General features: G+C 63.1%; 22 protein-coding genes. 13 read left to right on the top strand and 9 right to left on the bottom strand.

From position 1 onward, the window contains the following. The first annotated feature begins 62 nt into the window (after window positions 1-62). From K3152_RS08615 to K3152_RS08605, 3 genes are read left to right on the top strand one after another with little or no spacing between them, the layout of a single operon-like run. Entirely contained in the window at window positions 63-1478 is a 1416-nt protein-coding gene (locus tag K3152_RS08615; protein ID WP_221573674.1) for a dihydrolipoyl dehydrogenase family protein, read from the top strand. Next, window positions 1475-2464 (top strand): radical SAM protein, encoded by a 990-nt coding sequence (locus K3152_RS08610; protein ID WP_221573673.1) that lies wholly within the window; start codon window positions 1475-1477, stop codon window positions 2462-2464. Before K3152_RS08615 ends, K3152_RS08610 begins: the two co-directional genes overlap by 4 nt. A 32-nt stretch (window positions 2465-2496) precedes the next feature. After that, window positions 2497-3009, top strand: coding sequence for a DUF421 domain-containing protein (locus K3152_RS08605; RefSeq protein WP_221573672.1), 513 nt, complete (start codon window positions 2497-2499; stop codon window positions 3007-3009). Here the strand turns inward: K3152_RS08605 and K3152_RS08600 are convergent. Further along, entirely contained in the window at window positions 3006-3695 is a 690-nt protein-coding gene (locus K3152_RS08600) for a queuosine precursor transporter (RefSeq protein WP_221573671.1), read from the bottom strand. The genes K3152_RS08605 and K3152_RS08600 overlap by 4 nt on opposite strands. Before the next feature lie 137 nt (window positions 3696-3832). Between K3152_RS08600 and K3152_RS08595 the strand changes: the two genes are divergently transcribed. The 3 genes from K3152_RS08595 to K3152_RS08585 all read left to right on the top strand — a co-directional run bounded on the left by K3152_RS08595 (window position 3833) and on the right by K3152_RS08585 (window position 9821). Beyond that, a complete protein-coding gene (locus tag K3152_RS08595; RefSeq protein ID WP_221573670.1) occupies window positions 3833-5173 on the top strand; it encodes a NupC/NupG family nucleoside CNT transporter in 1341 nt (446 codons plus the stop codon). A 14-nt stretch (window positions 5174-5187) separates the two neighbouring features. Continuing rightward, window positions 5188-6129 (top strand): isopenicillin N synthase family dioxygenase, encoded by a 942-nt coding sequence (locus K3152_RS08590; protein WP_221573669.1) that lies wholly within the window; start codon window positions 5188-5190, stop codon window positions 6127-6129. 251 nt (window positions 6130-6380) lie between these two features. After that, entirely contained in the window at window positions 6381-9821 is a 3441-nt protein-coding gene (locus K3152_RS08585; RefSeq protein WP_221573668.1) for a TonB-dependent receptor, read from the top strand. A gap of 91 nt (window positions 9822-9912) precedes the next feature. Here the strand turns inward: K3152_RS08585 and K3152_RS08580 are convergent, their stop codons facing one another. Beyond that, the gene (locus K3152_RS08580; protein ID WP_221573667.1) at window positions 9913-12684 is read right to left on the bottom strand and encodes an ATP-binding protein; all 2772 of its coding nucleotides are present in this window, start codon (window positions 12682-12684) and stop codon (window positions 9913-9915) included. 200 nt (window positions 12685-12884) lie between these two features. Here K3152_RS08580 and K3152_RS08575 point away from each other — a divergent pair, with 200 nt between their 5' ends. Genes K3152_RS08575 through K3152_RS08565 form a run of 3 tightly spaced genes read left to right on the top strand, consistent with a single transcriptional unit; the run spans window position 12885 to window position 15389 of the window. After that, complete coding sequence (locus K3152_RS08575; RefSeq protein ID WP_247713278.1) at window positions 12885-13496, top strand: TonB family protein; 612 nt, start codon at window positions 12885-12887, stop codon at window positions 13494-13496. Between the two features lie 52 nt (window positions 13497-13548). Then, on the top strand, window positions 13549-14565 hold the full coding sequence (locus K3152_RS08570; RefSeq protein WP_221573665.1) for a mannose-1-phosphate guanylyltransferase: 1017 nt from the start codon (window positions 13549-13551) through the stop codon (window positions 14563-14565). A 20-nt stretch (window positions 14566-14585) separates the two neighbouring features. Next, window positions 14586-15389: a class I mannose-6-phosphate isomerase gene (locus K3152_RS08565; RefSeq protein ID WP_221573664.1), complete on the top strand. Its 804-nt coding sequence runs from the start codon at window positions 14586-14588 to the stop codon at window positions 15387-15389. On the opposite strand, the gene K3152_RS08560 is transcribed toward K3152_RS08565, so the two are convergent. The 5 genes from K3152_RS08560 to K3152_RS08540 form a co-directional block, all read right to left on the bottom strand. Further along, window positions 15349-17922, bottom strand: a complete 2574-nt coding sequence (locus K3152_RS08560) for an HWE histidine kinase domain-containing protein (RefSeq protein ID WP_221573663.1) — start codon at window positions 17920-17922, stop codon at window positions 15349-15351. The genes K3152_RS08565 and K3152_RS08560 overlap by 41 nt on opposite strands. Beyond that, a complete protein-coding gene (locus tag K3152_RS08555; RefSeq protein ID WP_221573662.1) occupies window positions 17919-18455 on the bottom strand; it encodes a biliverdin-producing heme oxygenase in 537 nt (178 codons plus the stop codon). The genes K3152_RS08560 and K3152_RS08555 overlap by 4 nt, the downstream gene beginning before the upstream one ends. 204 nt (window positions 18456-18659) lie before the next feature. Beyond that, entirely contained in the window at window positions 18660-18962 is a 303-nt protein-coding gene (locus tag K3152_RS08550) for a hypothetical protein (RefSeq protein ID WP_221573661.1), read from the bottom strand. After that, on the bottom strand, window positions 18962-19717 hold the full coding sequence (locus tag K3152_RS08545; RefSeq protein WP_221573660.1) for a hypothetical protein: 756 nt from the start codon (window positions 19715-19717) through the stop codon (window positions 18962-18964). The genes K3152_RS08550 and K3152_RS08545 overlap by 1 nt, the downstream gene beginning before the upstream one ends. Before the next feature lie 4 nt (window positions 19718-19721). Next, the gene (locus tag K3152_RS08540) at window positions 19722-20969 is read right to left on the bottom strand and encodes a toxic anion resistance protein (protein ID WP_247713277.1); all 1248 of its coding nucleotides are present in this window, start codon (window positions 20967-20969) and stop codon (window positions 19722-19724) included. A 179-nt stretch (window positions 20970-21148) separates the two neighbouring features. Here K3152_RS08540 and K3152_RS08535 point away from each other — a divergent pair, with 179 nt between their 5' ends. Further along, window positions 21149-22174 (top strand): PAS domain-containing protein, encoded by a 1026-nt coding sequence (locus K3152_RS08535; RefSeq protein WP_221573659.1) that lies wholly within the window; start codon window positions 21149-21151, stop codon window positions 22172-22174. Here the strand turns inward: K3152_RS08535 and K3152_RS08530 are convergent. Beyond that, complete coding sequence (locus K3152_RS08530) at window positions 22171-22506, bottom strand: response regulator (RefSeq protein WP_221573658.1); 336 nt, start codon at window positions 22504-22506, stop codon at window positions 22171-22173. The two genes, K3152_RS08535 and K3152_RS08530, sit on opposite strands and share 4 nt — an antisense overlap. A 195-nt stretch (window positions 22507-22701) precedes the next feature. After that, window positions 22702-24441, bottom strand: coding sequence for a fatty acyl-AMP ligase (locus K3152_RS08525; protein ID WP_221573657.1), 1740 nt, complete (start codon window positions 24439-24441; stop codon window positions 22702-22704). A gap of 129 nt (window positions 24442-24570) precedes the next feature. Here K3152_RS08525 and K3152_RS08520 point away from each other — a divergent pair, with 129 nt between their 5' ends. From K3152_RS08520 to K3152_RS08510, 3 genes are read left to right on the top strand one after another with little or no spacing between them, the layout of a single operon-like run. Further along, the gene (locus tag K3152_RS08520; RefSeq protein WP_221573656.1) at window positions 24571-25149 is read left to right on the top strand and encodes a regulatory protein RecX; all 579 of its coding nucleotides are present in this window, start codon (window positions 24571-24573) and stop codon (window positions 25147-25149) included. After that, complete coding sequence (locus K3152_RS08515) at window positions 25149-25619, top strand: DUF192 domain-containing protein (protein WP_221573655.1); 471 nt, start codon at window positions 25149-25151, stop codon at window positions 25617-25619. The genes K3152_RS08520 and K3152_RS08515 overlap by 1 nt, the downstream gene beginning before the upstream one ends. Window positions 25620-25670: 51 nt before the next feature. Continuing rightward, the gene (locus K3152_RS08510; protein WP_221573654.1) at window positions 25671-26069 is read left to right on the top strand and encodes an NADH:ubiquinone oxidoreductase subunit NDUFA12; all 399 of its coding nucleotides are present in this window, start codon (window positions 25671-25673) and stop codon (window positions 26067-26069) included. The last annotated feature ends 1 nt before the right edge of the window (window position 26070 follow it).

The following is a 26070-nucleotide window of genomic DNA, read 5'->3' as shown; positions in this document are numbered from 1 at the left end:
AGGGGAAGGGAAAGGCTGCGACTTGCTTCGCATCTCCAGCAAATTCGGTTACGGGGCAAGCAATGAAATTCACCCATGACGTTATCGTGATAGGCGGCGGGGCTGCCGGCCTCACCGCAGCGGGCGGCTGTGCGCTGTTCGGGCTGAAGGTTGCGCTCATCGAAGCGCGCAAGATGGGGGGCGAATGCCTGAACGATGGTTGCGTGCCGTCGAAGGCGCTGATTGCCGCGGCCAAGCGCGCGGCCGAGGCGAACGAAGCAACACGCTATGGCATCACCCTCGAGCCGCCCAAGGTCGAATGGGCCGGCGTGCACAAGCACATCCACGATGCCATCGCGGCCATCGCCCCGCATGACAGCGAGGAACGGTTCGAGGAGATGGGCTGCGAGGTCTTCCGCGACTGGGCGCAGGTCACGGGGCCTCAATCGGTCGAGGTCGCATGGCGCACGCTGACCGCGCCGCGCATCGTCATCGCGACCGGCTCGAAGGCCGCCCTGCCGCCTATCGAGGGGCTGGCCGATGTGCCTTACCTCACCAACGAAAACCTGTTCGACATCGACGAACTGCCGCAGCATCTCGTCATCGTCGGCGGCGGGGTCATTGGGATGGAAATGGCGCAGGCCTTCCGCCGCCTCGGCAGCGCGGTGACGGTGGTCGAGCCGGGCGAGCTTATGGGCCGCGACGACCCCGACAGCGTGGCAGTGGTGCGCGAAACGCTGGAAGACGAAGGCGTGCGCTTCGTGAAAGGCCTCGCGAAAAGTGTCGAGGGCGAGGCGGGTGCCATCCGGCTCCACACCCCGGAGGAGACCATCGAAGGCTCGCACCTTCTCATCGCTACCGGACGCAAGGCCAATTGCACAGGCTTCGGCCTAGAGGAAATCGGGGTCGAGATGGACAGGAACGGCATCAAGGTCGACGACCGCCGCCGCACATCGGTGAAGGGCATCTACGCCATCGGCGATTGCCGCGACGGGCCTCGGCTGACGCATGTCTCGGGCTATGAAGGCTCGAATGTCGCGCTCGAAATCACGCTCGGCCTGCCCGCTAAGGTCGACTGGTCGGCGCTGCCATGGTGCACCTATACCGACCCCGAAGTCGCGCAAATCGGGATGACCGAAGCAGAAGCGCGCGAGAGGCATGGCGACAAGGTCACGGTGGTCAAAGAGACCTTCCACGACAACGAACGCGCGCTGGCGGAAGGGGCGGACAAGGGGCATCTCAAGCTGGTGCTAAAGGGCAAGAAAGTGCTCGGCGCGAGCATCGTGGGCAAGAATGCGGGCGAATTGCTGCTACCCTTCGCGCAGGCGATTACCGGCAAGAGCAGCACTTTTGCGCTGGGTTCGGCCATCATCGCTTACCCGACCCGCAGCGAGATTTCGAAGGCCGCCGCCTTCAGCGCATGGGAGCCGACGGTCTTCGGCAAGGTCCCCAAATGGTGGGCGCAGACGCTCGCCAAATTGCGTCGGAAGCTCGCATGAGCGAGGCGCGCACCAAGTCTCGCAATGCGCCTGCCGAGCCGTCACCCTTCGCGGTCGAGGCCGCGCCGCTCCCGCGCGAGAAGTTCAGCGATCCGCTGGTCACCGCCAAGGGCGAGGCGCGCGCAAGTGTGCCGCTGGCCAAGCTCGACACGCTCTGGCTCAACACGGGCACGCTGTGCAATCTCGCCTGTGCGACCTGCTATATCGAGAGCAGCCCGACCAATGATGCGCTGCTCTATCTCTCGGCAGATCATGCCGAGCGTTTCCTCGACGAGGCGGAAGCGACGGGCACGCGCGAAGTGGGCTTCACCGGCGGCGAGCCCTTCATGAACCCCGACATGCTGGCGATGCTCGAGGATACGCTCGTGCGCGGGTTCGAAGCGCTGGTGCTGACCAATGCGATGAAGCCGATGCGGCGGCACGAGGCAGCGCTGCTGGACCTGCGCGAGAAGTTCGGCGACAAGCTCACCCTGCGCGTCAGCCTCGACCACCACACGCAGGCAGTCCACGAGGCCGAGCGTGGTGCGCGAAGCTGGGAGCCGGCCATGGAAGGCCTGCGCTGGCTGGCGGGAAACGGGTTTTCGATTGCCGTTGCCGGGCGGCTCCTCCCCGAGGAGGGGGAAGTGCAGGCGCGGGAAGGCTACGCCTCGCTGTTCGCACGCGAAGGCATTGCCGCCGATGCGCACAACCCCGCGCGGCTCGTGCTCTTTCCCGAGATGGACGCGGACAGGGACATTGCCGAGATCACCACCGCCTGCTGGGGTATCCTCGGCAAGACCCCGGCGGATGTCATGTGCAACACCAGCCGCATGGTCGTGCACCGCAAGGGCGAACCAGTCCCGCGCGTCGTTGCCTGCACGCTCATACCTTACGATGCAGGCTTCGACCTTGGCGCGACACTGGCCGAAGCATCGCGCGATGTTCCGCTGAACCACCCGCATTGCGCGCGGTTTTGCGTGCTTGGGGGGGCGAGTTGTTCGGGCTAGGACCGATTGCCGCAAGTGCCCGTTAAAGGGGCATGTTCTTCGACAATACCCTTCTCGACATCGCGGCGCGCGGCTTCATCCTCTCGGCCATCGGTCTCGCCTGGGTGACGCTGCTCATTCGCATCGTGGGCCTGCGCTCGCTCTCCAAGATGACCAATTTCGACTTCGTGATGACGGTGGCGCTGGGTTCGGTCCTCGCCGCTGCGGTCACTGCGGACAAGTGGACCGTCTTCGGCCAGTGCATCGCAGCCATGGCGGGCCTGTTCCTCTTCCAGTGGCTCGTCGCCCGCGCGCGCAAGGATTCGGATACCTTCGAGACCGCGATCCAGAACGAACCGATTTTTCTCATGCGCGAAGGCGAGTTTTGCGAAGATGCGCTCAAATCGACCCGCGTCGCGCGCAGCGATGTGATGGCCAAGCTGCGCGAGGCCAATGTGCTTTCGCTATCGGAGGTTCGCGCCGTGGTACTGGAGACAACCGGAGACGTATCTGTCCTGCACGGCGAGAAGCTCGACGACAGCCTCGTCGAGAATGTGCGCGACTAGCCTTTGCGGCGGTCGAGCCACTTCGCAAAGGCCACACCGCCCGTAATCAGGAACGGCACCAGCACGAGGCTGAGCACGACCTTGGCGAGGATTTGCCCGATGAGCAGGTTGGTAATCGGGAACTGGCCGTAGAACGCCAAGGTGATGAAAATCACCGAATCAATGGCCTGGCTCAGCGCCGATGCAATCGCGCCGCGTATCATCAGCGAGACCGTGCCGGTGTTCTCGTCGCTCCCGCGCAGGCGCGAGAAAATCCACACGTTGAGGAGCAGCGAGACGATATAGGCGGCCGGGCCCGCTGCCCAGACCCGCCAGATCGTCGCGTGCACCTGCTCGAACGCAGCAAGGTCATCCGCGCGCCCGCCGGCCATTTCGGGCGAGGCGGGCAAGTTGAGCACCAGCTGCATCAGCAGCGCCGCCAGCAACAGCGGCAGGAAGCCCCACCAGACGATGCGGTTGGCCAACTTTTCACCGTAAAGCTGTGCAATCGTGGAGGAAATTACCACCAACAGTAGAAACGCGAAAATCCCCGCCTCGACCGCGAGGTCGGTCGGGTAAAGCTGCACCTGCTTGAATGCGAGCACGCCTGCCAGCACCGTCATCCCGCCATAGACGAGCGTATAGACGAACAGACCCAGCGGGGTCGTAGCGGCCTTGATGCGGATATCTCCGGTGGTCTCGGTCATGAGGCTGGGTGCAGTGCTTTCTGGTCTGGTGATAGGCGGAGCTGGAATCGGGAGCGTAAATTGACTATGCGGGCCCGCCGCGCAAGGTAGCGGCTGATTTCATCCGCAACTAGTCGCGCAAAGCCAAAGGGGTCGGCATGCCGCCAGTGATTATCAATATTCTCGGGATTTTCGCGATTCTTGCAATCGCTTTCCTGCTTTCTACCGGCAAGAAGCGCATCAAGCTGCGCGTCGTGGGTGCGGCTTTCGCGCTGCAGGCTGTCATGGCGCTGCTGGTCTTGCGCACGCCGTGGGGTGTCGAGCTTATACAGGCGATGTCGAACGGGGTCATCGCTCTGCTCGACTATTCGAAGGTCGGCATTGAATCGGTCTTCGGCCCGATGGACGCCAATCCCTTCACCAACACCTTCGTGATTGCGGCTCTCCCGGTCATCGTGTTCTTCGCGGCCATCGTCTCGATTCTCTATCACTGGGGCATCATGCAGCGTCTCGTACGCTGGGTCGGCGGGGCGATCGGCTGGATTACCGGCATTTCCAAGGTCGAGGCGCTGGGTAGTGCGGCGAACATCTTCGTCGGCCAGTCCGAAAGCCCGCTGGTGGTTCGTCCCTATCTCGCAGCGCTCACGCCGAGCCGCCTGTTCACGCTGATGGCGGTCGGCATGGCGGGGGTCGCAGGCACTATCCTTGCCGCCTATGCCAGCTTCATCGGGTCGGAAGCCGTGCCTTTCTTGCTCGCCGCGGCCTTCATGTCGGCGCCCGGCGGCATCCTGATGGCCAAGATCATCATGCCCGATGACGAGAGCGCGCTCGCCCGCGACGCGGCCGAACTCGCCGGGACGGAAGATGAAATTACGCTTCCCGAAGCGCGCATCAGCGCCGAGGGTCCGGCTGCGCTCACCGAAAGCGGCAAGCCGCACGAGGTGGAGGTCGCCGAGACCTTCGAGGAAGGCCATAAGCCTGCCAACGTCATCGAAGCGGCAGCGCAGGGCACGCAGACGGGTGTGAAGCTCGCGGTTGCCGTCGGTGCGATGGTGATGGTCTTCGTCGCACTCGTCGCGCTCGCCAACGGTATTCTCGGTGGCATCGGCGGTCTTGTCGGCTATCCCGATGTGACCTTCCAGCAGCTGCTCGGCTATGTCTTTGCGCCGGTCATGTACCTTATCGGTATTCCGTGGGACCAGGCAGGAGCAGCTGGCGGCTTGTTCGGCACCAAGATTGTGCTCAACGAATTCGTCGCTTTCATCCAGCTGGGCGGGATGGAAGCAGGTGTGCTGACCGATCGCAGCCGCGCCATTGTGACCTTCGCGCTGTGCGGGTTTGCCAATTTCAGCTCGATCGCCATCCAGATGGCGGTGACCGGCGGACTTGCGCCAAATCAAAGACCGGTCATCGCGAAGCTGGGTATACGCGCGCTCGCTGCCGGTAGCCTCGCCAACCTGATGAGCGCCGCGCTGGCAGGACTCTTCCTTCCGTATTAAAGGGCGCACCCATTATGACCGATTCGAACACCGATATCGCGGTTGTGTCGCTGGCACAGCCGCTCGAAAGCATCGCCGAGGAACTCGGCCGCAGTTTCCAGGAATACGGCTTTGCCGTCATTCGCGATCATGGCATCCCGCAGGAGCTGATCGACAAGGCAGAGGCCCTGTCGAAGGAATTCTTCGCGCTTCCCGACGATGTGAAACAGGCCTATCACATTCCCGGCGGCGGCGGTGCCCGCGGCTACACGCCGTTCGGCACGGAAAAGGCCAAGGATGCCGAGGTTCACGACCTCAAGGAATTCTGGCACGTCGGACGCGAACTGCCCGAAGGCCATCCGCTTGCCGAATACATGGCCGACAACGTCTGGCCCGACGAGGTCGAGGGTTTCCGCGAGACTTTCAGCAACCTCTACTCGGCGTTTGAAGAAGCCGGTGGCCGCGTGCTCGAAGCCATCGCGATCCATCTCGGCCTGCCGCGTGAGTTTTTCGCTGCCACCGTCGAGGACGGCAATTCGGTGATGCGCCTGCTGCGCTATCCCCCGTTGGAAGGTGCGGAAGCCGAAGGTGCGATCCGTGCGGCCGCGCATGGCGACATCAACACCATCACCCTGTTGCTGGGTGCAGAAGAGGCGGGGCTCGAATTGCTGACCAAGCAGGACGAGTGGAAATCGGTCGACGTGCCCGAGGGGGCGCTGGTCATCAATGTCGGCGACATGCTCGACCGGCTGACCAATGGAAGGCTGCGTTCGACCACCCACCGGGTCGTCAATCCGCGCGGCGAAGCGGCTTACAGGGCGCGCTATTCGATGCCGTTCTTCCTTCACTTCCGCCCGGATTACGTGATCGAGACGCTGCCATCCTGCATCGATCCGGAAAACCCGGCCGACCATCCCGAGCCGATTTCCAGCCACGACTTCCTGATGCAGCGCCTGCGCGAGATCAATCTCGCGTAAAGCACGCCCTGTCGTCGCCCCGGTTGCGGCGGAAGAATCTTTTTTCCCACTGTGTGGTTTTTGCAACGCCCGCAAACCCCCGGACTTCCGCGGGTTTTGCGGGCGTCGTGACTCGTCGTCCACACTTGTCGGGGGTGTGTCTTGACTCTGTCACAAAAGGATAGCTTTGGCGAAACATCGCACGCCTAGCGGGGCTGCGCATATCCAGTGCTACTCATTTCCAATCTGAAGAGACGAAGGGGTCTTCTCCGATGAAGTTCAAGTATCTCCTTGCTGCAAGCGCGGTCAGCCTTGCCGCGACCGGCGCGATGGTTGCCACTCCGGCAGCTGCACAGCAGATTACCTCGACCGTGCAGGGTACGGTCCAGGACGAAGCAGGCGCACCTGTCGCCGGCGCAACCGTCACTGTCACCGACACGCGTACGGGCGCAACCCGCACGCTGACCACCGGCGTGAACGGCGGCTTCAACGCAGCCAACCTCGTCACGGGCGGACCCTACACCGTTTCGGCCAGCGCCGATGGCTATGAGGGCCAGACGGTCGAAGGCGTCAACACCAACGTCTCGGGTGCTACCGAACTGACCTTCACCCTCACCAGCGGCAGCGGCGTCATCGTCGTCACCGGCTCGCGCGTCCGCGTGACGCAGCTTGCAGTCGGACCGGGCACTGGCTTCGGCACCGCCATCATCGAAGAATCGCCGACCTTCGACCGCGACGTTCGCGACATCATCCGTCTCGACCCGCGCGTCACGCTCGACGCCGACACCAGCTCGGGCCAGAACCGCATCTCGTGCCTCGGCGGTAACGACCGTTCGAACGCATTCACAGTCGACGCCATCAGCCAGGGCGACCTTTACGGCCTGAACGGCAACGGCTTCGCATCGCGCAGCTCGACCCCGATCCCCTACTCGGCGATCCGTGAAACCTCGGTCGAATTCGCTCCGTTCGATGTGGAATACGGCCAGTTCACCGGTTGCGCCATCAACGTCATCACCCGTTCGGGCGGTAACGACTTCCACGGTAGCGCTTTCTACGAATATTCGGACAACGGCCTGCGCGGCAAGGACGTCGCCGGCGAAGAAACCAATCCCGTCGAAGCGCAGAAGAACTACGGCGTTTCGCTCGGCGGTCCGATCATCCCCGACCGCCTGTTCTTCTTCGGTGCCTATTCGCACCAGGAAAGCGGCGAAGCATGGGACTTCGGCCCCTCGGGCGGCGGCTATGCCAACGAAACCCCCGGCATTTCGGTCGAGGACTTCAACCGCTTCTCGCAGATCCTGCGTGATCAGTACGGCATCGAAGCCGGTCCGCTGGTTTACAACCTGCCGTATGAGAACGACCGCTATTTCGGCCGTCTCGACCTGCAGATCAACGACGACCATCGTCTCGAAGCGACCTACCAGCGCCTCGAAGAAAACACCGTCAAGCGTGATGGTATCTTCAGCTCGATCAGCTCGCCGACCATCACCGGACTGAACAACTTCTACAACTCGGGCACCAAGTCGGATTACTATTCGGCTCGCCTTTACTCCGACTGGTCGGATAACTTCTCGACCGAGCTGCGCTATGCGCACTCGCAGATCGACGATCTCCAAGATCCGGTCGGCGGCGGTGAAGCGCAGTCGGACAACCCGCTTCCGCAGATCAACGTCGGCACCTACGACGCAGACAGCGACATCTACGGTGGCTTCCAGGCTGGCCCGGGATACTTCCGTATGGCCAACCAGCTGAACACCACCGTCGATTATGCCACCGCAATTGCCCGCATCGACGCTGGCAACCACAACTTCAAGCTGGGCGCGACCTGGAACCAGGTTGGCATCTTCAACCTGTTCGTCCCCGGTTCGAGCGGTGTGCTCAACTTCGCCAACCTCGACGATTTCGAGGCAGGCATCCTGACCACCGGCAGCCGCGATCGCGGATTCTTCGGTTTCAACCTCTACAACAACCGCGTTGTGGGTGCGACCGGTGCTTCCTCGGCAACGGGCGACGTGAATGACGCTGCGGCAGACTTCACCCGCACCACCTGGAGCTTCTTCGCGCAGGACGATTGGGACATGACCGATCGCCTCAATGCAGTCATCGGCGTCCGCGTCGACCTGTATGACGGTGACGCTCCGGCCTACAACCCGAACTTCGCAGAGCGTTATGGCCGTTCGAACGCCATCGGCTTCAGCAACCTGCCCGTCTCGTTCCTGCCGCGTGCTGCCTTCACCTACGACCTGGGTGACGTCGGCCCGCTGACCGGTTCGAGCCTGCGTCTTGGTGCCGGCATCTTCTCGGGCGGTGACCCGCTGGTCTGGTTCGGCAACGCCTTCCAGAACAACGGTATCACCTATTCGGAAGGCAACCTCGGTTCGAGCGCATGTGACGGCGTCAGCAACGACGTCTACGTCGGCGGTGTCTTCACCGGTGTTCCGCAGTGCGTCTTCGCCGACGGTCAGGCCGAAGCCGCCAACGGTCAGGCCGACACGCAGTCGATCGACCCCGACATCAAGACGCCCAGCGTTCTGCGCTTCAACCTCGGCTTCGAAAGCGGCCTGGACTTCGCGGATGCAGGCTTCCTGAGCAACTGGCGCTTCAAGACGGACTTCATCTACTCCGCCTTCAAGAACCCGTTCACGATTGCCGACCTTTCGCAGGTTGTCGCCAATCCGATCGATGCGCCGGGCGCAGGCCTCAATGGCTACACCATCGACGGTCGCCCGATCTATCGCGCGATTGACCCGACGGTTGACGGTTGTACCGCCGAGTTCCAGGGCAATAACCCTGGCCCGGTCTACACCAACGTCAACCTCGCCTGCTTCAACACCCGTCGCGACAACGAGCTGATTCTCACCAATGCAGACGGTTTCGACAGCTGGACGGCTTCGTTCATCCTGTCGAAGAGCACCAGCAGCGGCATCATCACCGATGGCGGCGGCGTCGACTTCCTCGTCGGCTATGCCTACACCGATGCAAACGACCGTCGTGCGATGACCAGCTCGACCGCGGGCTCGAACTACGACCGTACGCTGGCCTTCGACCTGCAGAATCCGGCCGAAGCCACCTCGATCTACTCGAATACGCACAACATCACTGCGCGTCTGTCCATCGCGGAAGAGTTCATTCCCGAGCATGACACCCGCTTCACGGCGAGCTTCACCGCTCGTTCGGGCCGTCACTATGGTCTCGCCTTCAACGGCGGCGGCATCTTCAACGACAGCACCTCGGGTTCGGACAACGCGCTGCTCTACATCCCGACCGGCATCAGCGACCCGAATGTGTCGCCCGATTCCGACATGGATGCAGTCGCAGACCTTGCCGAGTTCGCTGCCGGTCTCGACTGTGCGAAGGACTATGCCGGTCGTACCATCGCTCGTAATACCTGCGAGAACGACTGGTACTTCGACATGGACCTCAAGCTGTCGCAGAACCTCCCGGGTCCGGGCAGCTTCTTCGGTCTCGACGACTCGATCCAGGTCTACGGCATGATCGACAACTTCCTGAACATGCTTGACGGCGACTGGAACGTGCTGCGTTCGCGTCAGTACGCTGGCCAGCAGGGTGTTGCCGACATCGATGGCATCGACGACCAGGGCCGCTACATCATCAGCGGCTTCAACGGCGTCGAAGAATTCGAAGCCGACAACCAGCTTTACACGCCGGCATCGGTGTGGCGCATCAAGGTTGGTGTGAGCTACAAGTTCTAATCGCGAGAGCGGAACTGATACAGGAAAGGGCGGCCTCTCGGGGCCGCCCTTTTCGTTTGTGCGCGAAGGGCGTGGAGCGGGGCGGAACGGCTCAGGCCATCGCCACCAGTTCTTCGGCAAGCTGCTTCCTTACCTCGCGTTCCACGCCAGCGCGCAAGGCACGTTCGAGCGCCGCGGCTTTCTCCCCAAGCTCCTCCTCGCCGAACATGCCGGCAGTGCCCGCCAGCTTGTGGACGGTGCGTGCCAAATCCTCCACGCGCACGCCTTCCAGGCTGTCATCGCGCAAGGCGGCGTTGACGGCGTCGAGAGCTTCGGAGCGGCGCTCGTTCCAGCGCGCGAGAATTTCCTTCGAGTGAGTCTGACCGGGCGTGGGTGTGGCAACGGCTGGTCGCGGCGCTTCATCGACAATCCGCACCGGAAGCCAGCGGGCGAGCGCGGCGGCGAGTTCCTCGAACACCAGAGGTTTGGCGAGGTGGGCTTGCATCCCCGCATCGCGCGCGGCCGCCACGTCCTCCGGGAACGCGTTGGCGGTCAGCGCGACAATCGGCAGCCGTGCCTGCGAGACGCCGCCCTGGCGTATCATCCGGGTGGCCGAATAGCCGTCGCAGCCCGGCATCTGGACATCCATCAGCACGAGGTCGAAAGGGGCATCGCTTTCCGCTGCATCGAGCGCTTTCGACACGGCTTCGAGACCGTCATGCGCAACTTCGACGTGCTGCCCCAGCTGCTCGAGCATGGCGGTGACCAGCATGCGGTTTACGTCATGGTCCTCGGCGAGCAGGACGCGCGCCCCGCTCCGCATCTGCGCTGCGGGAGCTTCCGCAGCATTGCGTTTCGCGGCCGCAGCCTCGGCCGGGACCTCTTCAAGCGGTACACGCAGGGTGAAACGCGATCCCACGCCCGGCATGGAATCGACCGACAGCGACCCGCCCAGCAATTCGGCCAGCTGGCGCGAAATGCTGAGGCCCAGTCCCGTTCCGCCGAAGCGCCTTGTCGTGCTGGCCTCTTCCTGCGTGAACGGGTCGAAAATCTGCTCGAGCCGGGCGGGGTCGATGCCGATACCGCTGTCCTCGACCGATATCGCCAGCCGCTCGCCCTCGCGCTGCACGCTGACTTCGACCGAGCCGTTCTCGGTGAATTTCACTGCGTTGGCGATGAGGTTGAGCAGGATCTGGCGCAGCCTCAGCGGGTCGGTAACAACGCGCTCGGGCAAGTCGGGCCCGCAGGCCAGCGAAAGGTGCACATCCTTCCGCTCGGCCCCGGTCTGGTGGAGCCGCACACAATCTCCCGCCAGCTTACCGAGGTCGGTTTTCTCGTAAGCGAGCACCAGCTGCCCGGACTCGATTTTCGAAATATCGAGGATGTCGTTGAGCAGCATCATCATCGAGCGGCCCGAACTGACGATGAGTTCGGCATAGTGGGCAGCGTCATCCTCGAGCTTCATCTGGCACAGCAGGTCGGCAAAGCCGAGCACACCGTTCATCGGAGTGCGGATTTCGTGGCTCATATTGGCGAGAAACTGCGCCTTGGCGCGTGCGGCATTCTCGGCGTGGCGGGTTGCGCGTTTGAGCTTGCGCTCGAGCTGCACGCGCTCGGTCACATCGCGAGCGGACACGATGATCCCTTCGCGTTCGCCATTGGTGTTGTCGTAGGCAACGGCGCAGTCGGCCTCGATGTAGACGGGATTGCCGTCGGCATCGTCGAGCAGGCGGCGATAGGTGAAGCGCTCGGTATCGCTGCATCCGGAAAGGAGACGGCTTTGCACCCGGGCGATGTCTTCGCGCGAATCGCGATGCGCCCGTTCATCGGTGGTCGTCCCCATGAAGGCACTCGGCGGGGCTCCGAGAACGGCGGTGACCGAAGGCGAGGCGTAGGTGCACAGGCCGTGCAGGTCATATCGCAGGATCGCATCGGTAATATTCTCGGCCAGCAGCTCCAGCTCGCGGGTAATCCGCTCGCGGGTCGACAAGGCGGCGGCCACGGGCAGGCCGACGACGAGTGCCGACGCGAGGAACCCCTCGAGCAGCAGCAACTGGAATTCGGCGGCCACCGGGAGCAGGTTGATGGGGCCATGGCCCAGCTCGGTGAAAATCGAGGCGATCGTTGCGACCTTGAGCACCGAGAACGCGGTCCCCAGGGTTCCGAGGCGAAAGGCGTGCGAAATGACCACCAGCGGGATGATGAAGAGCAAAGGATAGGTAGTCTGGCTGAAAACCAGCAGTGTCACGGTGGTGCCGAAGCCGGTCAGCAGCAGCCATTCCACCAGTTCACGCCGCGTCGGCCTCCGCCGTTTGCGGACTGCGTCGATAATTACCATCGCGCTGGGTGCGATGATGAGCATGCTCAGCGAATCGGACATCGCCCAGCGCGTCATCCCCGCCAGGCCGAACGGGCCGTTCAGCCACAAGACACAGGCGGCCACCATGGCAGAGCCGGTCGGCGCCAGGATCCCGGCTGCGAACACGAAGCGAGACAGGTCGTTGATGTCGTCCATGCGCGGATCGCCACCGCACCACTTGCGGGCCAGGAGCACGGCGAGAAGGATTTCCGCACCATTGGCGAGGGCCAGCCCGCCCGCGACCAGCGGCGCATCTCCAACAGCAAGATTCGCCAGGACATTGCCCAGCACACAGGCCGCAATGGCGAGCCTTTCATCAGGGACGCGCCATCGCAGGAGCATGGCGACAACGATCGCGTTGGGAATCCAGATGACGGCAATGCGTCCGCTTCCCCTTGTCAGTTCGATGCACAGATAAGCCAGCGCGCCGAAGGCAAGCATCATCAGCGACGCGAAGACGAAGCCTTTCAGGGAATGGGCTGCGCGCGGGGTGAGGGGCTCGCTTCTGCCGGCAATCGTAGCCATGATCCTGTGCCAATCCTCCGGGTCTCTCGTCGTGTTCGCGATGTCGCGCAGCGCGGAACGCATGGGCCAACTTTGCCGTTGATGCGGATATGGCCGAACAAGCGACCAATTTCAGTACCGCCAGGAAGCGACCCAACCCTTGGGTTATCTTCGCTATAGCTTTGATTCATTTGGTAATCTTCTACGTACTGATACGTAGCTTGGCGCCGAACACGGTCGCGAGCGTGGAAGAGAGCGTGGTCTCTGCCTTTACGGTGACCGTAACTGCCCCTGAAGAAGAAACACCCGTGGTGGAGCCCGAACCAGATGAAGGTGCGCAGGGCGATCCTGGCCGGGAGGCCGTGCCACAACCGGTCACGGCGCCCAAACCCAAGCTGCCGAAGAAAGACACACCCAAGCCCCGCGCATCCTCGACGGGCACGGCCACGACGTCGGGTGCCACCGATGCTGGCGCGGGCACCGGAGCGGCGGGTAGCGGGCTAGGTACCGGTGCAGGCCGTGGTGGCGGCGGGCAGGGCGGTGTTGCGGCGACCAAGCCGGTTCTCACCCGCGCAATCAGCGATTCAAGCGCCTTTCCCATTCCTCCCGGCGGACGCGAGGCGCGCATCGGCAAATCGGTCATCGTGAAGCTGATGGTCTCCGCCGAAGGCCGCGTGACCTCCTGTTCGGTCTATCGCGCCAGCCCGTTCCCCGAAACCGACGCCAAGGTATGCGAGCTGTCGTACAGCCAGATACGCTTCGAGCCGGCCCGCGATGCACAGGGCAATCCGGTGGCCGCGCCCTTCTACTACCAGCAGCGGTTCTTTAACTGACAAGGCCCGAGGGCGCAGTTATAGCCCTCGCCATGATAAAACGGGTCCGCAAATGCTAATACAACCGGTCATCCTGTGTGGGGGTTCGGGCACGCGGCTGTGGCCGGTGAGCACTCCGGAAAAGCCGAAGCCATTCCTGCAGCTCCTGGGGGAGCGGACACTGTTCCAGCAGGCGCTGGACCGGGTGGCCGACCGGTCGCTTTTTGCCACCCCACTCGTGGTGGCGGGCGAGGCCCACCGGCAGTGGGTGGCCGAGCAGGCGGGCAATCATGCACTCATCGTCGAACCTTGCGCGCGCAACACAGCTCCCGCGATAGCGCTGGCGGCGGCGCGGCTGGACCCGGAAACACTGATGCTGGCCTGTCCCAGCGACCATTATATTGCCGACGAGTCGGCCTTCCGTGATGCGGTCCATACTGCAAGCGAACTCGCCGCCGACGGAAATCTCGTTTCGCTCGGGATCGAGCCCGACAGACCCGAAACGGGCTACGGTTATATCGAGCGCGGCGAAGTCCTCGGGGCGGGGCATCGCACGGCCCGCTTTGTCGAGAAGCCCGATGAAGCGACGGCCGCAGCCTATCTCGCGGACGGCAATTTCGTCTGGAATGCAGGCATTTTCGTTTTCCGGGCAGGGCAACTCCTCGACGAACTTGCGCAATTCCGGCCCGAGATGGCGGAACTGGTCCGCTCTGCAGTCGAAGAGGGCCGGGAAAAGGGTGACACCTTCCTCCCGGCCGAAGCATCCTTTTCTGCAATCGCGGCAGAGAGCATCGATTACGCGCTGATGGAGAACACACGCCATGCCGCGGTGGTGACTGCCGACATGGGCTGGTCGGACATCGGCTCGTGGAAGGCACTGATGGATGCGCATGAGAGCAAGGGCGGGGCCGCAAGCGGCAATGCCCGACTGGTCGACTGCAAGCGTGTCATGGTGCGCAGCAATGGTCCGCGCGTTAGCGCCCTGGGCCTTGAAGATGTCATCATCGTCGTCGAGGGAGACGAAGTCCTCGTCGTGGCGCGGGATGCGGCCGAGAAAATCGGTTCGCTTGCAGGGGATGAGAGCAGGTGAACGGCGGCGGCATCCTGGGCATGAAACGCCTCGTCAAGCCTTGGGGGCGGCGCGACTTGCCGGCCCCCTTCGCTTCGCCCTGCGGCGATGCGGTTGGCGAGATCTGGTTCGACACCCCGGCCCTCCTTCGGGACATCCTGACCAAATATCTGTTCACGGCAGAGCAGCTTTCCGTGCAGGTCCATCCGCTTGCCGAACATTGCCCGGTCGGGGCAGGCAAGGACGAATGCTGGCTGGTAACGCAGGCTGCGCCGGGTGCGCGGCTCGCCATCGGATTTCGGCAGGAGGTCGCGCGAGAGGACATTCGCTCCGCTGCGCTCGACGGATCGATCGAAGGCATGCTCGACTGGCGCGAGGTGCAGGTCGACGATTTCCTCTATGTTCCCTCCGGCACGGTCCACGCCATCGGGCCGGGCCTCACGCTGGTAGAGGTGCAGCAGAACACCGACGTGACCTTTCGCCTCTACGACTACGGGCGGCCGCGCGAATTGCACCTCGACGAGGCCATGCGCTCGGTTCGGCCAGGCCCTCATCCCGCAGGGCTAGGGCGCAAGGTCGATCCGCGGCGCTCGCAGGTGCTCGTCGACGGACCGCATTACAGCGTCGTGCAGGTCGCAGGCGTGCCCGGGCAGGAGATTGCGCCCTATCGAGGGGCAGTGCAAATCCTGCCGCTGGCCGGCCATTGCACGATTGCGGGCGAGGCTGTCGCGCCTGGCCAGTCCGGCTGGGCAAAGGAATTGCGCGACATCGATTTCACCGCCAGCGAGCGTTGCCTGCTGGTGTTCAATCCGCCGCGTTCGACGAACCAGCCAGTTCTTCCATGATGCCGACCAGCTCGTCCTTGCCATAGGGCTTGGTCAGCAGGCCGCGCGCGCCCATTTCTTCCACGCGCTCGGCCATTTCACCATAGCCGGTGGCGAGCCAGTAGGGGATGGAGCGGCGGGCCAGCTCTTCTGCCACCTTCTCGCTGCTTTCCTTGCCGAGGTTGTAGTCGAGGATGGCGAGGTCGGGCTCGTGTTTTTCAAGGCTGGCCAGCGCGCCCGCAACCGTGCTTTCGACGATGACTTTCTTCACGCCGAGTTCGCGCAGGCAGTCTTCCGTGTCGAGCGCGATGATCATGCTGTCCTCGACAAGCAGTACGCTTTCGGGTGCGTGCGTTTCGCCTTTTGGACCGCTGAAAATGCCTGAGGATTTATCCGGTTGCGAACCCATGTGCCCACCTTTCCAGACGACAGAGCGAGAGGGGATGCAGAAGTCCGCCTCCAGTCCCGAGAGCTTGTAGTCGACCTTTGCCTCCCCGCCCAGTTCGAAGGGGATCGAGCGTTCGACGATAGTGGACCCGAAGCCGCGCCGCGTGGGCGGTTTCACCGGCGGGCCGCCACTTTCCTTCCACGTCAGCTGCAGCGAGTCATCATCATTGCGCGAGATTGTGATTTCGAGCTGGCCGCTACTATCGGACAACGAGCCGTATTTGGCGGAATTGGTCACCATCTCGTGGATGACCAAGGCGACAACCGTATAGGCCTCGGGCTGGAGCAGCACATTCGGTCCGCTCAGAAAGACACGGTCTTTTTCGGCGCTCAGATAGGCGTGCGCTTCGGTCTCGATAAGCTCGCTCAACGGAGCGGGTGACCAGTTGCTCTTGGTGATATTGTCGTGCGCCGAGGCGAGCGAGGAAATGCGCCCGCCGACGATTTCGGTGAATTGCTCCATCGATTCCGCCTCGCGGCGAGACTGGCTGATGAGGCCGCGGATGAGGTTGAGGATGTTGCGCACACGGTGATTGAGCTCGGCGATCAGCAATTCCTGCTGTGCCTGTGACTTGGCGCGTTCCTGCACGGCCTCATCGGTCAGGCGAAGGATGATCTCGAGCAGCGTCGTGCGCAGGCCATCGGCAACATGGAGTTCGCCATCGCTCCATGGCGCGCTGCGGCCTTCGACCGTTTCCTGCCATGCCTCGAAACTCTTGCGCGGGGTCAGGCGTGCGCCATTGGGGCCGTATTCCACCGGCTTTTCGGGATTGCCCGCCCAGAGCACTTTCTGGGTCAACGGCTTGCGCCACAGCACAAGGTAGTCGCGCGGGGTGCGCGAGACAGGTATCACCATCGCGCCCGAGGCACGGTTGGCGAACCTATCCGCCTTGGGCAATCGCTCGCTTAGCGCATCGGTTGCGAGGATGCGACTGGTGGCAGCCGCGTTGAGCCCTGAAACCACTGCCCGGAATTCTTCTTCGTTCGGGGCAGACCCACTGGAATTGTATATATCTTCGATGAAGACGCTTGCGCCATCGTGGGGAATAACCTGCTGAATGACGGGGGTAAGCGTGGGCAGGGTGTCGGACAGCGGCGTACCTGCCGCAATATCACGCATCAGCCGGTCATGAATGCTGCGCCGGGCCTCGCGCAGTTCCTCGCGCTCGCGAAATAGCGCGCGTTCTAGCACCAGCGAAAAAAGCTCCGAGAAAAGTTCTGCCGAGGTGCGCTGCGAATAGGGAAGTTTCTTGGGGCCATAGTGATGGCAGGCGAACAATCCCCAAAGCTTGCCGCCGATGATGATCGAAATCGACAGCGATGCGCCCACGCCCATGTTGCGCAGATATTCGACATGGATGGGTGAAACAGCACGGAGCGTGCTCATCGACAAATCGAGCGGTTCGCCTTCGGAGGAGTGCTCCGGCAGGATCGGAACGGTTTCGGCAGTCACATCGCTTATGATGCGGAAACGGTTGCGCTTATAGAGTTCGCGCGCCTGTGCCGGAATGTCGCTTTTCGGATAGCGCAAACCGTGAAAGGCCTCGAGATCGTCGCGCCGCGCTTCAGCGACCACTTCACCTGACAGGTCCCCGTGAAAACGGTAGACCATCACCCGGTCGATATCGAGCGTGGCACGCAACTGGCGAGCCGCCTCGTCTAGCAGGCGACCGGTATCTTCGTGCTTCTCGAGCCGGGCCATGACGGGGCGCAACAGCGCTATTTGCCGGTTAAGGTCACCCTCGGCATGAGGCTCGATTTCAATAACAGTGTAGAGGCCTGAGGCGTGGATTGCGCAATCGAAAAGCTTGCCATTGCCTAGAAGGTCGACACCGAAGATGCGTTCGACTTGGTCACTGTCGACCAGTGCGGCGACGCCGCTGCGCAGCCTCTGGAATGCACCTTGCGAAATGGCGTTCGACAAGCGTGACCCTATTTCAAGTTCGCTTTCGAGCCCGAGCATGCTTTCGAGATTGGCGGAGCGGTGAGCGAGGAACCAGTCGGCGTTCACCGCCAGCAGCGCGCCGAAATCCTGGATGCGGCCGAGCTGGTGGATGGGCTCGCGGTCGCAATTGGACAGGTCTACCTGCGGGTCGCCATGGCTCATGCGACTTTCTCCAGCCGGACCGCGGCGAAAGCCTGTTCGAACAGAGCGAAGGTGGCGAGCGCGCCGGTGATGGCTTGCGCGATATCGGCCTCCGAGTGGGGCCGGTCGAGCACATGGAGCAGGCCGCCGAAATAGCGGGCGAGGCCGGTATCGCTCAAGAAGCGTTCCGGACCCTTGGATCCGGTCTTGCCGCGCTGGACGAGCATCGCCTTGTTGCCCAGCGAAGACCCGGCAAGGACCCACGCTGCGCCAAGGGCGGCTGCCGGGGTATCGAGGGCGAATTCGTGCGGCATGCGCTCAGGCGTCACGCCAAGATCGGCCAAATCCTGCGCAAGCGCAGCAGCCTGCGATGGCGGTGCAGCAAGACCCATCGGCGGCTGCATGGCAAGCGCGCGCTCTACCGCGCAGCGGGCTGCGAACTGCGCCGAAAGGAAGGCTGCGTATTCGTTCTCGGAGGAGACCGGCATGTGGCCGACCGTCTCGTCGAGGCGCGCATGGATTTCCCCTGTCGCCTGCCTCAGTCGTTCTCTCAAAATACGGACCCCCGTCCCTGCTTAACCCGTTCGCCAAAAGACCATTGCCGGGCCTTGCGAACCGGAGGCTCGAAAGCGAGGCGCGGCGGACGGCGGGCAAACTTAGCCGTCGGGCCGCGATACTAAGCGCGCAGGACGGAATTTGGTTCCGCTGGAGTGCTGGATATTTTCCAGCAGGCAGAATGGCTTGGAGAGAGGCCGGCGTCACTCGGCGGCGAGCAGCTTCTGGCCCTTCTTGCGGATGGCGCCCGCGATAATCGGTTCGACGAAAGACAGCGCGGGCGGCAAGTCGATTTCGAACACGACCTGTGTTTCCTCGATAAGCACCTGAGCACGGGTCAGATTGCCCATCGCGTGAATGTCCAGCGCCATGCAGTCCTCGTTGGGCCAGCTGGTTGTCACATCGGCCATGCCGCCGGGGATGGCGTCGCCGATTTCATGGCTGCGGGTTTTCAGGCGGCGGCGCACCTCTTCCTTGCCGAGATTGTGGGGAAGGGGAACGCGCATCAGTCCTTGTGCTCCAGCTGGGGAGAGGTTTCGGCACCGGCGCCGAACTTGTAGTCGAGATAGCGGTGCTTGATGGCGAGGTCGTCGAGCGAGCCTTCGGCCAGCTGGCGGGTGATCGAATCGATTTCGCCGCTGATCTTGCCGAGGCTTTCGGTGAGCTGCTGGTCGGGCGTCGAACCAGCACGTTCTTCCTTGCGCATGTGCGCGGGGATGCGCTGGTAGCTGTCGATCATCTCTGGCAACTGCTCGCCCACGAGGCTGCGCACTTCGCGCGCCTTGGGGTGGTTCTGGTCGACGCCCTCGAGCTGAAGCCCAAGCGCGTCCAGTTGCACGCCCATGTCGCTGACGATGGCGGCCGCTGGCGGGGGCAGGGCGGGGCGCTGGCTTTCGAGCCAGAGTTCAGTCCGGCCGACCATCTGCTGGACATTGCCCTTGTTGATGTCGGCGCGCCTGGGAACCTTGACCTTCTGCATCATGACACCGCCGAACAGCAGCGCCATCATCAGGAAGGCAATCATCACGCCCCAGAAACCGATGCCGTTGAGCACGGCTCCGGCAATGCCCGCGGCGACCCAGATGCCGACGAGCCCGATGGCGAGCTGCACGAGCTTCTTGGTGAGGTGCTTCGACTTGATCTTCGCCGAGCCGGCCCCGATCGAACCAGCGCGGCGGTGACGCCCGCCCTCGCGGTTGTCGTCGCGCACACGCCGGGCTTCGTCGAGGATGCGGTCGCTGTCTCGTGTGAGCTCGCCCAAGGTCTTAGCCCTCGATGCTCAACAGGCCGCTTTCGGCGACCTGCCGCTGCGCCTGCGCCTGTCCTTCGGCGCGGGCGATATAGCCCTTCGACTTCTCGACCTCGTCGGAGAGCACCGTGACGGTCTGCTTCATGCTTTCGAGCGCACGGACCTTGAAATTGTCGACCTCGTCCATCGTGTCGTAGATGTTCTGGAAGGCGCGCTGCAGCGTTTCCAGCGGGATGGTGCTGGCGGCGGCCTGCTCGTGGATCTTGCCGGTCTGCTCGCGCAGCATCGTCGAAGTGCTGTCGATGATGCCCGACGTGGTCTGGTTGAGCGCGGTGATCTGGCCCAGCACGAGGCGCTGGTTGGTCATCGCCTCGGCCACGGTCACTGCGGTACGCAGCGCACCGACGGTGGTGGTGCTGGCGCGGTCCACGCCCTTCACCAGTTCGACATTGTTCTTCTTAACGAGGTCGAGCGCGAGGTAGCCCTGTACGCTGACTGCCATCTGGGTGAGCAAATCCTGCGTGCGCTGGCGGACGTAGAACAGCGCCGTTTCGCGCACGGCCTTGGCCTTGGCGGGATCGGTCGCATCGAGTTCGGCAGCCTTTTCCTCCAGCTTCGCGTCGAGCGAGTTGGAAATGTGGATCATCTGTTCCAGATTGCCCATCGCCTCCCACAGCTTCTGCCGTTCGACGTCGATGGCGGCATTGTCCATGATGAGCTCGTCCTTGCCGCTGGCAAGATTGCCGAGGATCGACTGGATATGCGTCTGGGCGCTCTGGTAGCTGCGGAAGTAATTGGTCAGCTTGTTGCCGAAGGGGATGATGCCGAGGATCTTGCGCGTGCCCGACAGCTTGCCGCGCTTGCCCGGGTCGAGGTCTTCCACGACGCGGCGCAGTTCGGCGAGGTTGGCGCCCACGCCCTCGTCCTTGTCCATCGCGCGCACCGGACGGTCGAGGAAGCGGTTCGACATGCCGGCGGCGGCCATGATTTCCTTGCGGCCCATATTGGTGAGCTGGTCGACCTTCTTGCCGAATTCGGGCGAGTTCGCGTCCTGCGCCAGCAAATCGTCGACGAAGCTGTCGACCTTGGTCTGGAGCTTGCTTTTCACTTCTTCCGACACGGGCACGAGGCCGGCCGCCTTTTCGGGCGCGACCGCGGGAACGGGATCGGGCGGGGTCAGGTCGAATTCGGGCGGAGCCGCCGTCGTGGTGGGAGCGGGTGTGGGGGCGCTGGCCGTTTCTGCCTGCGGTTTTGCATCACTCATGACTGGCGAAGACCTCCATTTGAATCTCCTATCTGTATTAGGTTCCTAAGACGCAATCTTCAAGGCTCCGTGCGCGGGAAAGCTAAATGATTCGGAAATAAGGGCTTTTTGTGTTAATCGAGTCGCATCGAGAGGGGTCTCGTAAGCTAGGACGGGGAATGGGTGTGTCCAGCGCGTACATGACGAGTTTTGCAGATGAATCGCAGGTCGTGCTGGCCGCGATCCTCGACCAGAGCCAGGATTGTATCCTCTTGCTGAGTCCCGACGGCGATCTCGAGTACATGAACAAGAACGCCCGCACCGCCCTGGAAATCGAGGAATTCGAGCAGGTAGCGGGCAACCCATGGGTCGACTTGTGGCCCGAAGACACGCGAAAAACATTCACCGACAGTCACGCCAAGGCCCTGCGCGGGCACCGCAGCCGGTTCGAGGTTTTCAGCCCCGGCAAGGTCGCGGAGCCGCACTGGTGGGATGTCGTCGCGGCGCCCGTCTACGACAGCACCAAGAACCTGGTGCACGTGCTGGTTACGATGCGCGACGTGACCGATTACATGAACCGGCGGCTCAACGACCAGATCCGCCGCGAGGAGGCCGAGCGGGAGGCCGGCTTTGCGGAAACCGTGGCGCGTGAAATGCGGCACCGGCTGAAGAACCAGCTGGCGGTGGTCGGTTCGGTGGCGAAGCTGCTCGCGCGTCATTCCGAAACCGCCGCCGAGATGAGCGAGAAATTCGAAAGCAAGCTGATGGCGCTGGCGCGTGCACAGGACTTGCTTACCGTCCATCGCGATGAACCGATCACGGCGGAGGAAGCCCTGTCGCAGGTGCTCGGGGCCAGCGGGGCGGGTGAGGCCATCGAGGTGCTGCACGTGCCCGATGCGCGTCTCGGCGACGACGCAGTGCAGCAATTGGCGCTCATCCTCGGCGAATTGCAGACCAACTCCTTGAAGTATGGCGCGCTGCGTGACGAGAAGGGCAGGATTACGCTGAGCGGTGAAATGCAGGGCCGTTCGCTACGCCTGCAATGGCATGAGGAATGCGGACGCGATGTCCCATTGCCAGAGCGCGTCGGCTCGGGTCTCAAGCTGCTCGAACGGCTCGGTTCGACGGGTGATGCCAAGGGGCAGACCGAATGGCATCGGTCGGGGCTGACCACGACCTTCTACCTGCGCACGCTTCCCAAGGGCGCGATCGGCACTGCGGCCTAAGCTGCCAGCGCGGCGGTCAATTCGTCCAGTATCTCGTCATTCGAGGCCGGCTTTTCGAGGCAGGTGAACGCCTGAAAGGCTTCGGGGAAATACTTCCTCGTGCATTCCGCGCTGATGAAGATGACCGGCACATTATGCTGGCGGAGCGTTTCCGCGAGCGGCCAGACCAGTTCCCCGTTCCCCAGGTTTGTGTCGAGCAAGGCGGCATCCAGAACGGTTCGGCGAGCCAGTTCGAGGCCTGATCGCAGGTCGAGTGCGGGTCCGACAGGTTCGGCACCGATTTCTTTCAAGAAGTCCAGAGTATCGTAAGCGAGGACCGGGTTGTCTTCCACAATGAGAACCCGTTTCCCACGCAAGTTTCTCGTCATGTCTTTTCACACAGCTTAGCGTCGCGACCCGCTTTGCGTGCGAAAATAATGAGTCAGGAAATGGCGGCGTTCCGTCACTCATCGCCCAAATGGCACGTCTCGCGGAGCGCCATCGGGCTGTTGCCGAGACGCCACATTGCTCGATCCCTGGGAGTTCTGTCAGGCGGCCAGTTCGAGCTCGATCGGCTGGATTTCGCCCGAGAGATAAAGGCGCTTGGCCTTCGCCCGGCTGAGCTTGCCCGAACTGGTCCTTGGCAGCGTACGCGGCGGCACCAGTTCCACCACGCAGCTCATGCCGGTGACACCGCGGACCTTGTCGGCAATCTGCTCACGCAGCCTGAGGCGCTCTTCCGGCTCGGAGACGCGGCAGTGGACCAGCACGGCGGGCGCTTCCTCGCCATTTTCGGTGTCGACCGAGAAGGCGGCGATGTCGCCATGGTTGAAGCCGGGCAATTGCTCGACCGCCCATTCGATATCCTGCGGCCAGAGGTTCTTGCCGTTGATGATGATCATGTCCTTGGCGCGGCCGACGATGAACAAATAGCCATCGGCAAGATAGCCCATGTCGCCCGTGTCGAGCCAGCCATCGACCAAGCAGTCGTTGGTGGCCTCCTCGTTGCGGAAATAGGAGTGCATGACGCTCTTGCCGCGGCACCACACCTTTCCGATCTGGTGGTCGCCTTTCACGTCGCCATTTTCGCCGCGAATTTCGACTTCCATGCCGGGCAGGGCCTTGCCGCAATTGACGATGGCGCGATAGCGCGCGGGCTTCGACAGGTCGCGCGGGCGACCCGAAAGGCGCTCTTCCTCGACCAGTTCGACGCGGATGCCTTCGCCCGGAGGCATGACGGTGACCGCCAGCGTCGCTTCGGCAAGGCCGTAGCTCGGCGTGAAGGCGGTCGCCTTGAAGCCGGCTTCGGAGAAAGCGTTGACGAAATTCTGCATCACGTCGGGGCGAATCATGTCCGCACCATTGCCGGCGGTGCGCCAGCGCGAGAGGTCGAACCGCTCGGACACATGGCTCTGGCTCGAAATACGGCGCGCGCAAATGTCGTAGCCGAATGTCGGCGAATAGCTGAGCGTATTGCCCTTGTTGCGGCTGATGAGGTCGAGCCACGCCAGCGGGCGGCGGGCGAAATGTTCGGTCTTGATGTAATCGACCGAGGCCTGGTTGGCGATGGGCGAGAGGAAGCAGCCGACCAGACCCATGTCATGGTACCACGGCAGCCAGCTGACCACGCGATCGTTCGTGCCGAGGTCCACGCCGGTCGCATGGCCGAAGAGATTGTGCAGCAGCGCTTCGTGGGTAACCGCCACGCCGGTCGGGAAGCGGGTCGAGCCGGAGGAATACTGGAGGTAGCTGATGTCGTCGGGGCGGGCTTCGGGAAGTTCGCACTCCGGCCCGTCGCGCTTCGCAAATACGTCCCAGCTTTCGCCGTCGCAGCCCTGCTGGTCGGCAGCCGCCTTCGCCATTTCGGCGATTTCGGGCGGGTAGATGAGGATCTTGGGGTCGCTGCTGGCCAGCTGGACCTTCAGCTGGTCGATATAGCTGTCCTTGCCGCCGAAGGTGGTCGGCAGCGGCAGCGGCACGGGCCATGCACCGGCATAGACGCAGGCGCAGAAGAGCGCGGCGAATTCGGGGCTGGTTTCGGCGACCAGCGCGACGCGGTCGTCCTTCTCGATGCCATACGCCTTCATGACATAGGCGAGCCTCAGCGCATCCTCGCGCATTTCGGCGAACGGATACACGCGCTCAAGCGAGCCGCGCATATCGTGAAAATTTAGGCCCTTTTCGCTCTTCGCAGCGTAATCGATGGCCTCGTTGAAGGTCGCAAAATCGCTCCTGCGGCGCGGCAGGCTGCAGTCGTTCGGCGTCGGCGTCAAAATGGCGTCGGTCATATTTTGTCTTTATACCTTTTGAAAACAATGCCTTGCAGGCGACCCTCTCACGAATGAAAGCCGCCCTCCCACAAGCGGTTTCCTTTCAGCCTTTCCCATTCGTCAAGGTTTGTGGCACGAATATGGCCGATGGCTGATGGTGATGCAACACGCAGGCGAGTTCGTCGCACACCAAAACCGCTCGACCGCACGCGGCTGAACGATCTGGCGCTGCATTATGTCGCGCGGTTTGCGACCTCTTCGGGCAAGCTGGAAGCCTATCTCAAGCGCAAGCTGCGCGAGCGTGGCTGGGACGGCGAGGGGGAGCCCGACATCGACGGTCTCGTTTCCCGCTTTGCCGAAAAGAATTATGTCGACGACGAGGCCTATGCCCGCATGAAGACGAGCGGCCTCCTGGCGCGGGGCTACGGCGCGCGGCGGGTCGAGGAGAAGCTTAAGGCCGACGGTCTGGGCGAGAGCGTCCGTGCTGCCAATGCACCCAAGGAATACGAGGCGCGCGAGGCCGTGTTCGCCTATGTCCGCCGCCGCCGTTTCGGCCCGTTCCGGATCGCGCCGAAGGGTGAGGGTCCCGAGGCAGCACACAAGGCGCGCGAAAAGCAGCTTGCCGCCATTCTCCGCGCAGGCCATTCCTTCGACCACGCCCGCCGCGCAGTGGAGGCGGGCAGCGAAAGGGAACTGGAAGAATGGGTCGCCGAAGCAAGCGATTGATGGCCGCAGCGCTGGCCGGGCTGGCGATGGCCTGCTCGCCGCAAGCCGCCACCGATGAGAATACAGTCGCCGCCGCGCAAAGTAGCACGCACCCCGTCTCGGGTCTCGAAATCGTACCGGTGGTCGTCTCGACCGGCGAGAATTCCTACGAATTCCGCGCAGAGCTCGCCGATACAAAGGAGTTGCAGGCCAAGGGCCTGATGCACCGCACACAGCTGGGACGGGGCGAGGCGATGCTTTTTCCCAGCGAGCAGCCGACCGCGCGCAGTTTCTGGATGAAGAACACGCCCATCCCGCTCGATATCATCTTCGTCGGGCTCGATGGTCGCATCACCAATATCGCGGCGATGACCGAACCCTATTCGGAAGAGCCGGTCTATTCGGTCGGCTCGGTCAGCGCGGTGCTGGAAATTGCCGGAGGCCGCGCAGAGGAGCTCGGCATCGAACCTGGCGACAGCGTCAGCTGGTAATTGCGCACTAGGTTCTTGGCGCGGGGCGACGAATCGGATAGGGGCGCGGCCATGGGTATCCTCGGCAAAATCTTCACCTGGTGGGATGGTGCGACCATCGGCACGCTGCTCTGGTCGTCGCGCAATGGCGAACACGTCGGCACCGATGCGCAAGGCAACAAATATTACCGCTCGAAGAAGCGCGGCGAAGGCCAGCGCGAGCGCCGCTGGGTGATCTACGAAGGCGCCAACGATTCAAGCCGCGTGCCGAGCGAATGGCATGGCTGGCTGCACGGCTCGTTCGACGACGTTCCTGAAAGCAACCTTCCGCCCGCGCGCATCTGGGAAGCGGACTATACGCCCAACGCGACCGGCACGCAGGCGGCCTACCGTCCGCAAGGCGCGCTGGAGCGCGGTGGCAAGCGCGCCCGCGCCGTGGGCGACTACGAAGCCTGGTCGCCGGACGCCTGAT

The organism is Qipengyuania polymorpha, from assembly GCF_019711435.1.
In the GTDB taxonomy this organism is placed as follows: Bacteria; Pseudomonadota; Alphaproteobacteria; order Sphingomonadales; family Sphingomonadaceae; genus Qipengyuania; species Qipengyuania polymorpha.
The sequence above is the reverse complement of the archived record's forward strand: the minus strand, read 5'-3'. Positions and strand labels throughout refer to the sequence as shown.

Bases quoted from the DNA above. Each gene is read 5' to 3' on its own strand.
- K3152_RS08615 (WP_221573674.1), top strand. From the start codon at position 63: ATGAAATTCACCCATGACGTTATCGTGATAGGCGGCGGGGCTGCCGGC.
- K3152_RS08610 (WP_221573673.1), top strand. From the start codon at position 1,475: ATGAGCGAGGCGCGCACCAAGTCTCGCAATGCGCCTGCCGAGCCGTCA.
- K3152_RS08605 (WP_221573672.1), top strand. From the start codon at position 2,497: ATGTTCTTCGACAATACCCTTCTCGACATCGCGGCGCGCGGCTTCATC.
- K3152_RS08600 (WP_221573671.1), bottom strand. From the start codon at position 3,695: ATGACCGAGACCACCGGAGATATCCGCATCAAGGCCGCTACGACCCCG.
- K3152_RS08595 (WP_221573670.1), top strand. From the start codon at position 3,833: ATGCCGCCAGTGATTATCAATATTCTCGGGATTTTCGCGATTCTTGCA.
- K3152_RS08590 (WP_221573669.1), top strand. From the start codon at position 5,188: ATGACCGATTCGAACACCGATATCGCGGTTGTGTCGCTGGCACAGCCG.
- K3152_RS08585 (WP_221573668.1), top strand. From the start codon at position 6,381: ATGAAGTTCAAGTATCTCCTTGCTGCAAGCGCGGTCAGCCTTGCCGCG.
- K3152_RS08580 (WP_221573667.1), bottom strand. From the start codon at position 12,684: ATGGCTACGATTGCCGGCAGAAGCGAGCCCCTCACCCCGCGCGCAGCC.
- K3152_RS08570 (WP_221573665.1), top strand. From the start codon at position 13,549: ATGCTAATACAACCGGTCATCCTGTGTGGGGGTTCGGGCACGCGGCTG.
- K3152_RS08565 (WP_221573664.1), top strand. From the start codon at position 14,586: ATGAAACGCCTCGTCAAGCCTTGGGGGCGGCGCGACTTGCCGGCCCCC.
- K3152_RS08560 (WP_221573663.1), bottom strand. From the start codon at position 17,922: ATGAGCCATGGCGACCCGCAGGTAGACCTGTCCAATTGCGACCGCGAG.
- K3152_RS08550 (WP_221573661.1), bottom strand. From the start codon at position 18,962: ATGCGCGTTCCCCTTCCCCACAATCTCGGCAAGGAAGAGGTGCGCCGC.
- K3152_RS08540 (WP_247713277.1), bottom strand. From the start codon at position 20,969: ATGAGTGATGCAAAACCGCAGGCAGAAACGGCCAGCGCCCCCACACCC.
- K3152_RS08535 (WP_221573659.1), top strand. From the start codon at position 21,149: ATGACGAGTTTTGCAGATGAATCGCAGGTCGTGCTGGCCGCGATCCTC.
- K3152_RS08525 (WP_221573657.1), bottom strand. From the start codon at position 24,441: ATGACCGACGCCATTTTGACGCCGACGCCGAACGACTGCAGCCTGCCG.
- K3152_RS08520 (WP_221573656.1), top strand. From the start codon at position 24,571: ATGGCTGATGGTGATGCAACACGCAGGCGAGTTCGTCGCACACCAAAA.
- K3152_RS08515 (WP_221573655.1), top strand. From the start codon at position 25,149: ATGGCCGCAGCGCTGGCCGGGCTGGCGATGGCCTGCTCGCCGCAAGCC.
- K3152_RS08510 (WP_221573654.1), top strand. From the start codon at position 25,671: ATGGGTATCCTCGGCAAAATCTTCACCTGGTGGGATGGTGCGACCATC.